We start from the raw sequence: 10,609 nt of genomic DNA on the forward strand, positions 1-10,609 counted from the left end.
GGCAGGTTCATCACCTGTCGATATGGAGCCATCATGGCTGACACCTCCGTGCCCGCAACGGGCCGCGCAACGCTGCGCCTTCCTTCGCAGCCCTCCCATCGTCCTTCCCCTGTGCATCACTACGCGCGGGCCTACATGCTGCGCCTGGCGCGGCACCTGGCCAGCCGTGCCGCTGTGCGTCGCGCTGAGCTGCGCGCCCGGGCTTACAGCGTGATCGCCGCTGACAGGCTGACTCGTGGGGGTGCGAAATGAGCGCGCCGGCTACAGCACTGTCGGTGATCTACATGGGCCTTGCTGCTGCACGTGGCCCTGACAACTATCAGCGGGGGCAACTTCAGGCCGCACGCGACCACCTCGAAGTTGACAATGTTCCCGCAGCGGTGCACGCGCTGGGCGACGCGGTAGACCATGCGCATCGACCTGGGTGGACCGAGACCCGCGACGAGGTGGCAGTCTGCATCAAGGCATTCCGCATCCTGACGGAAAAGGCTGGGGGTGCAGCATGAGCGCGCGCATCACGAATTCTCGCGGTCCTCGACTGCGCCTGTCCCGCCGCGCACCCGTGCCGTTCGCGCAGGTCGTGCGAACGCTCGCCAAGTGCGCGGTGACGTCGCCGGCATGCATGCCCATCGAACCGTTCTTGTCGGTCGCGGGCCGGTACGTCGAAGGAGAGCTTCAAGCCTCCGCTCTCCTGCTGGCCGCGACTCAAGGCCAGCTGCGCCGGGGCGACCTGTTGTCAGCCGTTCGGGGCACCGGCAGTCAGTCCTTGGCGGGCTTCTGCGCACGCCTACAGGCCTTCATCGAGCTGAAGGCGGCAGATGGTTCGGCGTCGACTTCGGCGCATGCGTCGGACGGCAGCCGAACTGCAGGGGGTGCCGCATGATCCGCGTGACCTTCGACATCAACCCCGAGACCCTCGGCAGCGTCACGGACAGCCATCTGGCGGGCCTGTGGCACGTGAGCCAGGCCAACCCCGCCCCGCATGGCGACCGCCAGGCCGGAGAGCTGGCCATGCTCATCAGCGTCGAGATCGTGCGCCGCTGGCTGTCCACGACCGGCCCGGAACTGTTCGCCCACCAGGCCGCCGACCACTACTGGCAGACGCTGGTGAGACACGGCGCATGGACCGGTCCGTGCGGCACCTGGGTGCCGAGCGGAGGCGCTGCGCCCGACCCGACGACCCATGCCGCTGCAGCCGCATCTGCAACGCCCGTCGAGGCGCCTCAGCTGCGCACTGCTTCGACCGGGGGCTGACCCATGCGCAACCACACCCCGCTGATGAAGACGGTTCGCTTGTGGCGACCGCTGACCCGCGAGCTCCAGGGTCTGGCCGCCGACGGCTCGCTTGAGCTGATGACGCTCAGCCATGCCGAGCTGAGCGGACTGCAAGCCGATGCGCTGCAACTCGTGCGAGCGATCGACGGATGGCGGGCCACGCACCGCCCGGCCGCGACGCCCGCAAACCTCATTCAAGGAACCTGACATGTCCACCATCAAGAAGGCCGGCGCTGCCGGTCAGGCCGCTGCATTGCCTGCCGAAGCTGCGGCCGAACATACCAAGGCCATCGACGCCGCCCACTACGTCGTGGCGTATCAGGCTCTGCCGATCCTGCGCGCGGCTCAGAACCTGGCGGAATGCCGGCGCGTGCTGGAGAAGTTCGACCAGCAGATCCTGATCGACGTCGAGGTCCACAACACGTTTCAGAAGGCCTGCGACGCCTGGCGCACCGCCTTCGAACAGGACGGCCACGAGCTGGTGGCCGACCTCCTGAGAGTTGCCGTCGAGATCCTGAGCCCGATCGACAGCACGTTGGAGGCCGAAGCGGTGAACAGCCGTCAGATCGCCGATGCGATCAAGGGCAGTGCGACATGACCGCACACGGCGCCGCCGCGGCGCATCCATCCAGTTCGGTGGCCGCAACGATCGCGCCGGCGCCGCAACTTCGCGATCAACGGGATTCGTCCCGGGCCATCGACTTCGAGCGCGACCCGGCAACGATGAGGCCCGACGATGAAGTTCAAGTTCAAGCTCTGCGACCCGGTGATCCTCAAACTGAGCGGCGAGGCGGGTTCGGTGCGAGCGCGCACCGAGTACGTGACGCGCGAGAACGCCTACCTGGTGCGCTACCTGAGCGCCGACGGCCGGGCGGTGGAAGCATGGTGGGACGAGAGCGCATTGCTGCCCGGGCAGCACTCGACCAGCGCCCCGCCCTGGGACTGACCGTCGCGTCGGGGGGCAGATCATGAGCAGGAAGGCGGCGCCACGTGCCCGCGAAGTGACGGCCGATCTCGTGCGCGACGCGCTGTCGTTCATCCCGCCCGACATCGGCCACGACGAGCGAACCCGCGTCGCGTTCGCGGTGTTCGATGGCATCGGCGATGCCGGCGCTGACCTCTGGCTCGACTGGGCAGGCAAGCGCGGCAACCCCGACGCCAGCGAGGACCGGGCGACATGGAAGAGCGCCCGCAAGCCCGGGCCCGTCAAGGTCGGCACGCTGTTCGGCATGGCCAAGGATCGCGGCTTCCGCTTCCCCGACAAGGGAGCCGACACGCCAGCGCCCGACCCCGCCGCGATGGCTGCCGCCGCAGCGGAGAGGGCGCGGAGGCGCCAGATCGAAGAAGCGGAGTACCGGGCGCGAGCCGATCGCACCGCCAGGGATGCCTGGGAGGAATGGACGGCCGCCAGCGAGAACGGCGAGAGCCCCTACCTAGCACGCAAAGGCGTGAAGGCTCATGGCGTGCGGTTCACGCAGGACGGGACGCTGCTGGTGCCGATGCGTGACGCGGCTGGCCAACTGCAGAACCTGCAGCGCATCGCGGCAGAGCGCAAGGAAGGGGCGCCCGATAAACGCTTTCTTCCTGGGGGCCTGAAGACCGGGCTGTTCCACCTGATCGGCTGGCCAGATGGTCCAAGCGATGACGCGGGCGTCGGCGATGCGCCCCCCGTGCTGCTGCTGGCGGAGGGCTACGCGACTGGGGCCAGCCTGCACGAGGCCACGAGCCTGCCGGTTGCGGTGTGCTTCGATGCGGGCAACCTCAAGGTCTGCGCATCGACGTTGCGCGCCATGTTCCCGGCCGCGCTGTTGCTGGTCTGCGGGGATGACGACCGCGACACCGAGGTCCGCACCGGCTCGAACCCCGGCCGGGTCAAGGCCGCTGCAGCGGTTCGAGCGGGCTCGACCAGTACCGGGCCGGCCGCCTGCGTCTTCCCGGACGGGCTGCCGGATGGGGGCAGCGACTTCAACGACCTTGCTGCCCATGCCGGCGCCGACGCGGTGCGCGACCAGGTCGAGGCCGCGATCCTGGCAGCGCTCACCGCTGGTGGATCGGACGCGATCGGCGAAGACCAGGCGACAGACCACGAATCCGGCCCGCCAGTCGACGATCAGGCCGACGGTGATGGGTCGGCCGCACCGCAGAAGCGCAAGGGCGCCAAGGGCCGCCGCTCGCGATCGGGCCATGACGGCGACCTGGGCGACGCCGATCCCGGGGGCTTCGATCGTTTCCGCTGCGACGGGTCGGGCGTCTGGTTCACGCCTCCGGCTGGCGAGGACGGCCACGCCAGTCCCGCCCGTCGGGTTTGCGACCAGATCGAGGTTCTCGCTCTGGCGCGCGACATGCACGACAAGGGCGGTGCGCTGCTGCTGGAGTTCGACACCGCCTTCGGACGCGGCAGGCGGTGGCTCATGCCGCTGTCGATGCTGGCCGGCGATGGGGCGGAGTACCGGCGCGAGCTGCTGGACATGGGGTTCCGCGCCCCGACCGATGGCAACCGGCGCCGCTGGCTCACCGAGTACCTGCAGAGCCGCAGGCCGGCTGATCGGGTGCGCCTGGTCGATCGCGTGGGCTGGCAAGGCAAGTCCTACGTCCTGCCGCACGAGACGCTGACGCCCGCCACGGACGCACCCGACATGCCGGGCGAAAGGCTGATGTTTCACAGCGACGCGCCGATGGAGGACACCTTCACGAGACGCGGCAGCCTTGAGCAGTGGCAGGAACGGGTCGGCCGGTACTGCGTCGGCAACAGCCGGCTGTTGTTCGCAGCATCGGCCGCGCTGGCCGGGCCGGTGCTGGCCTGGCTGTCGGGTGCCGAATCGGGCGGCTTCCATCTGCGTGGCGATTCGAGCTGCGGCAAAACGACGGCCTTGCGTGTGGCCGCATCGGTCTGGGGTGGTCGGGACTACCTGCAGCGCTGGCGTGCGACGGACAACGGCCTTGAGGCGCAGGCCGCGCAGCACTCGGACGCGCTGCTGGTCCTCGATGAGCTGGGCCAGCTGGACGCCAGGGTTGCAGGCGAGTCGGCCTACATGCTCGCCAACGGGCAGGGCAAGGCGCGCGCCGGCCGCAACGGCGGCGCCCGGCCCCGCCTGACCTGGCGTCTGCTGTGGCTGTCGGCCGGCGAGATCCCGTTGTCTCAGCACATGGCAGAGGCCGGCAAGCGCATCCGCGCCGGCCAGGAACTGCGGATGGTCGACATGCCCGCCGACGCAGGCGCCGGCCTGGGCTTGTTCGACACCGTGCACGATCACGACGGCGGCGCAGCGCTGGCGCAGCACCTGGCCAAGGCTTGCGAGACGACGCACGGCACCTTGGGCCGGGCCTGGCTCGAATGGCTGACCGATCACGCTGGAGAGTTCCACATCCAGCTGAGGGCGGACGTCGACCGCATCACGCAAGCCTTCGTGCCCGAGACGGCCGACGGCCAGGTCCAGCGCGCCGGCCGCCGCTTCGCCCTCGTGGCAGCTGCGGGCGAACTTGCCACGCGGGCAGGCTTGACCGGATGGCCTGCAGGCGCTGTCACCGACGGGGTGCGGAAGTGCTTCCTGTCGTGGGTGAACGGCAGGCCGGCCGGCTTCGGCAACAGCGAACGAGCGGAGGCCCTGCGACAGGTGCGGGCGTTCCTCGAAAAGAACGGTGATGCGCTGTTCACCTGGTGGCATCGGGTCATGGACGACCACAAGCCGAACACCGCGCTGAGGGCCGGCTTCAAGCGCATCGTCGACGAGGATGGCAACCCCATCAAGTTCGACAGCGCGACCGACTACATGGACGCCCGGGCGCCGATCGGACAGAGGACCGCAGATCCCGGCCTGGTCGAGTTCTTCGTGTTTCCCGAGACATTCAGCGCGGAGGTCTGCAAGGGGCTGGACGCGAACTTCGTGTCGCGCGTGCTGAGGGATGCCGGGCATCTGAAGCACGACCACGACCGGTTCACGTGCAAGCCTCGCGTGCCATCGATCGGCAATGTTCGGATGTTCCACATCCTGCCGTCGATCTTCGATGTCGACGAGCTGTGACGAGGACCAGGCATGAACGTCCAGCGGCTCATTGATCTTGCGCTGTGCGATGCCCGGCTGACGCTCGCGGAAGTGCAAGAGGTGAGCATGGCCCTTCGTGCCTGGTTGCTCGATGGCGGCCGAACGACGCTGCACGAGGCCCTTGGCATGTCGTCACCGGCTCGCCTGCGCAAGGCTGCCCGGAACGAGCTTCTGTTGCGGGCTGCGGATCTCATCGAGGGGTCAGCGTGGGACAAGGCGCGAGACCTTCACGAGGCCCTGAGCGACTTCAGGCGCAGGCGCTGGCCCTGCTGGCACGAGTACCCAGAAGCTCCAGCGCACGCGAGCGAAATTCAGGCGCTGCTCTGGCAAGCGTTCCGGACTTCTGACGGTGATGTCCCACTGACCGCAGAGGCGCTCTACGGGCTGATTTCTAAGGGCCGAGACGGCGCCGAATAGCAGCACCGCCCGTAAGTTCGGGGCATCTGGTCGCCGGTCGATTCGCGCGATCGGGAAGCCTGCCCTGCGGGCTCGGGTGCGTGAACACGAGCGCTCAGCGGGGCGAATCAACCTCGCTGGAGCGCTCATGTCGTACCCATCACCGCGTCGTTCGACGCACTTCCCGGACCCCGGGCAGGGCCGCAGGCAAGCGGCCAACCACCTCGTGGGAGCATTGGTCCTGCTCTTCGTCTTCTGGCCCTGGATGATCGGTGGCGTCGACTTGGCCGCCCTGATCCTGACAGGCCGTCAGCTGTCGTCCGTCCTGTGGTCCGACAGCTTCTTCCGCGTCGCGTTCTGTGTGCTGTGGCCCGTCGCATGGGTCAGCGCTGCGAACTACTGGGAGCGGAGGTCCAAGCATGGCTGACCAACAGATCCGCATCGTCCTGACCGCTGATCCGTCGGCGGCACAGCAGGGCCTGAAGCAGGTCGACCAGGCCCTCGCCAAGACGGCGGCCAGCACCAAGGTTTCAGCCGCGCAGACGGCGGCGGCGATGCGCACGCTGCCGGCGCAGTTCACCGACATCGCGACGCAGCTGCAGGGCGGTGCGTCGCCGCTGACCGTTCTCCTGCAACAGGGCGGTCAGATCAAGGACAGCTTCGGCGGCGTCGTCCCGGCCCTGCGAGGCGTGGGCGCTGCGATCGGCCCGATGCTCACCAATCCCTTGACCCTGGCCGCAGCGGCTGCCGGTGCCCTCGCGCTGGCGTTCGAGCAGGGACGCGAAGAGGACGCTCAGTTTCGTCGTTCGCTGATCCTGACGGGCAACTCGGCAGGCGCGACGGCCTCCCAGCTGTCCGAGATGGCGAAGGGGCTGGACGCTTCGAGCTTCGGCATCACGCGAGGCGCCGCCGCTGACGTGATCGCCACGCTGGTGAACCAAGGCGGGATCGCTGCCGATCAGCTCGACCACCTGGCAGAGGCCGCGCTGAAGCTGGCCCGGGCGGGGGGGCCGGCTGCAGAGGAAACCGCCAAGGCCTTCGCGGCGCTGGGCAAGGATCCGGTGCAGGCGTCCATTCGTTACAACGAGGCGATGAACTACCTGACGGCCAGCACGCTGAAACAGATCAAGGCATTGCAGGACCAGGGCAGGACGGTCGAGGCGGCGAAGCTCGCTCAGAACTCCTACGCGGACGCGGTGTTGGAGCGGACCCCCCAGCTCGAAAAGAACATCGGCCTGTTGCAGAAGGCATGGCGAGGGACCGCCAGCACTGCCGCAGAAGCCTGGGATGCGATGTTGGGCATCGGCCGAGAGGACACGCTCGCACAGAAGATCGCGCAGACCCGGGCGGCGATCGAGGCCAACAGCCGACGCACCGACACCGAAGACTCGATCGGGCCGAACGGCCGGCGCAATGGGGCAGCCACTCGCGGGGCGCAGCTGCGGGAACAACTCCGATTGCTGATGGCACAGCAGCGGGTGGAGGAAAACACGGCCAAGGATGCTGTTGCGAAGAAGGAGAAGACGGACAAGGCCGTCGAGGGGATGAGCGACAAGCACCAGGCGGCGCTGGCCGGCATCGATCGTGCGGGCGCTGCGAGGCGCCTAGCGCAGACGAACCTGCAACTCGGCACGGCCACCGCCCTTTACGACAAGGCCTTCGCGCGTGAGCAGATCTCATCGGCCGAACATGCCGAGGCGATGCGGGCAATCGGCCTGGCTCGACTCGACGCCGAAGAGAAGAACCTCAACGAGCTGAAGGCCATCGAGGCCAAGCGATCGACCACCAGCGATGACGACCGGAAGGTGAAGTCCGCTGCCCTCGAAGAGTTCGAGACGCGCCGCCTCGGGATCCAGGAACGCCGGGTTGCACTGCAGCTGAAGGAGATCGACAACGGGATGGTCCTGCAGGGCTTCAACCTGTTCAAGGAACCTGACGACTCCGCTGCGACCCTGGAGCGGATCCAGGCATCGATCCAGGCACAGGGCCAGTTGGCCGACGCCACCGAGCGACTGAAGGTCACGCAGATCGCGGACGCGGAATCGCGCGGCCGGGCGCTGATCGCGATCGAGGCGCGGCAGATCCGCGAACGGCTCGACCTCGACAGCCGCGGTGCCGATGCGCGGCGCCAGGCTGAAGACCAGCTGGCCGACTACATCGAGGCCCGCACGGCTGAGCTGATCGACAGCCTGAAACCTCAGTGGGAACGGATGGTCGAGGACTACCAGGATTCATCCAAGCTGATCCGCGAGTCCAACGACACCATCATGTCCGGCCTGCTGAGGGACTCGGAAGACATGTGGGTCCAGTGGGTCACGGCCGGCAAGTTCTCGGCGCGACAGCTGGTGAATGGCGTGCTGACCGAGATGGCCCGGCTGCAGTTTCGCCAGCTGATCGGCAGCGGTGCGGCCGGCGACTCCACCAGCGGTGTGATCGGCCTGATCGGCGCCTATCTGGGCGGCCAGTCTGCGGCGGCCGACCTTGCCACGATCAACGCCGGATCGGGCACCTACGACTTCGCCGATGCGATCCGAGGCAACCGGGCGACCGGTGGGCCGGTGAGCGCCGGGGGCCTCTACCAGGTCAACGAGCTGGGCACACCCGAGCTGCTGACCGTGGGCAACAGGTCGTTCCTGATGATGGGCAACCAGGCTGGCAACGTCACACCCGGGAACGCAGCAGGGGGCTCGATCCACGTGACCATCAACAACACGGTGGGCGATGTCGTCACGAGTGCCCAGCTGGCAGCCGTGGCAGAGCGCACCCGTCAAGCGGCCATCGCGGGCGTCGCCGATGCGCGCCTGCGGGGGCGCACCTGACCGACGGCCGGCCGGCCTGGTCTGCGTCCGCAGCGTTGCCCCCGGAGGTTGCCCCCGCCGCATGGCGAACCGGGGGCAAAAACCGGGGGCAAACTTTTCGTTGTAAATCAATGACTTGCAGCACTTGCCCCCGTGCCCCCGGTGCCCCCGGTGAATTTACGTGCCGGCAAGAGTGCATGTATGCGAAGGGCTCGCCTTTCTGCCCGCCCGCCGATCGGACGGCCTGGCGCTATCCGGCCTTGAAGGCCAGGACCTGCGCGCCAGATCTCAGCCGGTCGAGGTAGTCGGCCCATCGGGCCATCATGTCGCGCCGCTGGTCGAGGTACTGCGTCCGGTTGTAGGCCCGGCCCAGCGCGTCGGGCACCGCGTGCGCGAGCTGCGCCTCGATCACCTCGGGCGCGATGCCCAGGCGCTCGGCAATCATGGTGCGAGCCATCGCCCGGAAGCCATGCGCCGTCATGTCGTCATTGCCGTATCCCAGACGGCGCAGGGCGCTGCGCACGGTGTTCTCACTCATGCAGCGCTTGGACGAGCTCAGGGCGGGGAACACGTACTGCCCGGACCCGGTCAGCGGCTGCAGCTCAGCCAGCGCCGCCAGGGCCTGAGCTGACAGCGGCACCAGATGCGGCGGGCCGTTCACCTTGTCGGCCTTGTTCCGCTTCATGGCGTCGGCCGGGATGGTCAGCAGGGCGCCGCCTGTGTCGATCCAGGACCATTCCATGTGCCTCAGCTCGCCAGGCCGCAGCAGCAGCAGCGCCGACAGGGTCAGCGCGCAGCGGGTGACCGGGTGTCCCTGATACCCCGCCATGTCGCGCAGCAGCGCGCCGACCTGGCCGGGGTCGGTGATGGCCGCATGGTGGCGGGTGACCACAGGCCGCAGGGCGTCGCGCAGGTCGGCGGCCGGGTTGCGGGTGCATGCGCCGATGGCGATGCCGTACCGGAAGACCTGGCCGCATGCGTCCTTGACCCTGTGCGCCGTCTCGATCGCGCCGCGTGCCTCGACGCGCCGCAGGCACTGCAGCAGCTCGGGCGCCTCGATCTCGTTGAGCGGTCGCCGGCCGATCCACGGGAAGGCGTCCTGTTCCAGGCGGATGCGGGTCCGCGTGGCGTGACCCTCGCTCACCTTGGCGTTGTGGACTGTGGCCAGCCATTCGCGAGCCACGGCCTCGAACGATCCGGCGGGCGGCAGGCCAGCGTCGGCGGTCTTCTTCTCCGCCTGGCGCTGCCTGGCCTCTTCCTTCGCGGTCTTCCGGGCTTCGCTCGGGTCGATGCCGGCGCTGACCATCGCCCGGGCCTCGTTCGCCTTCTTCCGGGCCAGCGCCAGGCCGGTATCCGGGTAGGTGCCGAGGCTCAGGTTCTTGCGGACGCCGTTGATCGTGTAGTCGAGCCGCCAGCCGTGTGATCCGCCCTTGACGAACAGGCGCAGGTACAGGCCGTCACCGTCGTTCAGCCGCTTGCGGGGGTCGCCCGGCTTGATGCTTCGGATCGAGACGTCACCGGGGATGAGGTCGCGCGGCATGCAGGAACTTTTCTTGTGCAGGAACCCGGATTGTGGAGTTCCTGCAAAAGTTCCTGCATCGAGGGCCGGAAGTCCATGCACTTCGGCGCACGTCTATGGACGAAAAAAAGGCCTAAGTGATTGATTCACTTAGGCCTTCTGCACTTCTATGGCCCTCTACGGACCCTGTCATGGTGGAGCCGGGGTCACTTGAACTTCCCTATGGGAAGGCCGTTCGATCGGCCCGAGTTCCTGCAGAAGTTCCTGCATGCCGGCTGGGTGAGTCGCGGCTCAGGAACGCCTTCTGTCGGCCGGGATGGTAGGGGGATCGGCAGACCACCACCCGACGCACACCAACCGCCCGGCCTTGTGCCGGGCGTTGTCCATCAAGTTCGGCATGCGGGCGTCGAGCTACTCCTTCGCCTGCCGTCGACCCGGCAACGTTGCCGAATTACCCGGGTCGCCGGGGAGGCGGCGGGCGGTTTCCTCTTCGCGCTGCACTGCCTCGCCGGGCTGATGGCACCAGCGCATCAAGGTGCAACGTTGCACTTTGAATGGCTGGCGTGCATGGGTCGCCG

Annotated in this window: 11 protein-coding genes; 10 read left to right on the forward strand and 1 reads right to left on the reverse strand. The window is 68.1% G+C overall.

Annotated features, from left to right (window positions below):
- The first annotated feature begins 248 nt into the window (after nt 1-248).
- From ACWA7K_RS22160 to ACWA7K_RS22205, 10 genes are all read left to right on the forward strand, one after another.
- A complete protein-coding gene (locus ACWA7K_RS22160) occupies nt 249-506 on the forward strand; it encodes a hypothetical protein (RefSeq protein ID WP_456164394.1) in 258 nt (85 codons plus the stop codon).
- Nucleotides 503-883, forward strand: coding sequence for a hypothetical protein (locus ACWA7K_RS22165; protein ID WP_456164396.1), 381 nt, complete (start codon nt 503-505; stop codon nt 881-883). Before ACWA7K_RS22160 ends, ACWA7K_RS22165 begins: the two co-directional genes overlap by 4 nt.
- Nucleotides 880-1,254, forward strand: coding sequence for a hypothetical protein (locus tag ACWA7K_RS22170; RefSeq protein WP_456164398.1), 375 nt, complete (start codon nt 880-882; stop codon nt 1,252-1,254). The genes ACWA7K_RS22165 and ACWA7K_RS22170 overlap by 4 nt, the downstream gene beginning before the upstream one ends.
- Before the next feature lie 3 nt (nt 1,255-1,257).
- A complete protein-coding gene (locus ACWA7K_RS22175; RefSeq protein WP_456164400.1) occupies nt 1,258-1,482 on the forward strand; it encodes a hypothetical protein in 225 nt (74 codons plus the stop codon).
- 1 nt (nt 1,483) lies between these two features.
- Nucleotides 1,484-1,873 (forward strand): hypothetical protein, encoded by a 390-nt coding sequence (locus tag ACWA7K_RS22180; RefSeq protein WP_456164402.1) that lies wholly within the window; start codon nt 1,484-1,486, stop codon nt 1,871-1,873.
- Between the two features lie 138 nt (nt 1,874-2,011).
- A complete protein-coding gene (locus tag ACWA7K_RS22185; protein WP_456164404.1) occupies nt 2,012-2,221 on the forward strand; it encodes a hypothetical protein in 210 nt (69 codons plus the stop codon).
- Between the two features lie 22 nt (nt 2,222-2,243).
- Nucleotides 2,244-5,297 (forward strand): DUF927 domain-containing protein, encoded by a 3,054-nt coding sequence (locus ACWA7K_RS22190; RefSeq protein ID WP_456164406.1) that lies wholly within the window; start codon nt 2,244-2,246, stop codon nt 5,295-5,297.
- A 12-nt stretch (nt 5,298-5,309) separates the two neighbouring features.
- Nucleotides 5,310-5,735 (forward strand): hypothetical protein, encoded by a 426-nt coding sequence (locus ACWA7K_RS22195; RefSeq protein WP_456164408.1) that lies wholly within the window; start codon nt 5,310-5,312, stop codon nt 5,733-5,735.
- Nucleotides 5,736-5,862: 127 nt separating this feature from the next.
- On the forward strand, nt 5,863-6,141 hold the full coding sequence (locus ACWA7K_RS22200) for a hypothetical protein (RefSeq protein WP_456164410.1): 279 nt from the start codon (nt 5,863-5,865) through the stop codon (nt 6,139-6,141).
- Nucleotides 6,134-8,533: a phage tail length tape measure family protein gene (locus tag ACWA7K_RS22205; protein ID WP_456164412.1), complete on the forward strand. Its 2,400-nt coding sequence runs from the start codon at nt 6,134-6,136 to the stop codon at nt 8,531-8,533. Before ACWA7K_RS22200 ends, ACWA7K_RS22205 begins: the two co-directional genes overlap by 8 nt.
- Before the next feature lie 229 nt (nt 8,534-8,762).
- Here ACWA7K_RS22205 and ACWA7K_RS22210 read toward each other — a convergent pair whose 3' ends face one another.
- Nucleotides 8,763-10,052 (reverse strand): tyrosine-type recombinase/integrase, encoded by a 1,290-nt coding sequence (locus ACWA7K_RS22210; protein WP_456164414.1) that lies wholly within the window; start codon nt 10,050-10,052, stop codon nt 8,763-8,765.
- Between the last annotated feature and the right edge of the window lie 557 nt (nt 10,053-10,609).

The organism is Leptothrix mechoopdaensis (SeqCode) (assembly GCF_053893855.1).

Excerpts from the sequence above, each read along its gene's own strand:
- ACWA7K_RS22160 (WP_456164394.1), top strand. The coding sequence starts at position 249 with ATGAGCGCGCCGGCTACAGCACTGTCGGTGATCTACATGGGCCTTGCT.
- ACWA7K_RS22165 (WP_456164396.1), top strand. The coding sequence starts at position 503 with ATGAGCGCGCGCATCACGAATTCTCGCGGTCCTCGACTGCGCCTGTCC.
- ACWA7K_RS22170 (WP_456164398.1), top strand. The coding sequence starts at position 880 with ATGATCCGCGTGACCTTCGACATCAACCCCGAGACCCTCGGCAGCGTC.
- ACWA7K_RS22175 (WP_456164400.1), top strand. The coding sequence starts at position 1,258 with ATGCGCAACCACACCCCGCTGATGAAGACGGTTCGCTTGTGGCGACCG.
- ACWA7K_RS22180 (WP_456164402.1), top strand. The coding sequence starts at position 1,484 with ATGTCCACCATCAAGAAGGCCGGCGCTGCCGGTCAGGCCGCTGCATTG.
- ACWA7K_RS22185 (WP_456164404.1), top strand. The coding sequence starts at position 2,012 with ATGAAGTTCAAGTTCAAGCTCTGCGACCCGGTGATCCTCAAACTGAGC.
- ACWA7K_RS22190 (WP_456164406.1), top strand. The coding sequence starts at position 2,244 with ATGAGCAGGAAGGCGGCGCCACGTGCCCGCGAAGTGACGGCCGATCTC.
- ACWA7K_RS22195 (WP_456164408.1), top strand. The coding sequence starts at position 5,310 with ATGAACGTCCAGCGGCTCATTGATCTTGCGCTGTGCGATGCCCGGCTG.
- ACWA7K_RS22200 (WP_456164410.1), top strand. The coding sequence starts at position 5,863 with ATGTCGTACCCATCACCGCGTCGTTCGACGCACTTCCCGGACCCCGGG.
- ACWA7K_RS22205 (WP_456164412.1), top strand. The coding sequence starts at position 6,134 with ATGGCTGACCAACAGATCCGCATCGTCCTGACCGCTGATCCGTCGGCG.
- ACWA7K_RS22210 (WP_456164414.1), bottom strand. The coding sequence starts at position 10,052 with ATGCCGCGCGACCTCATCCCCGGTGACGTCTCGATCCGAAGCATCAAG.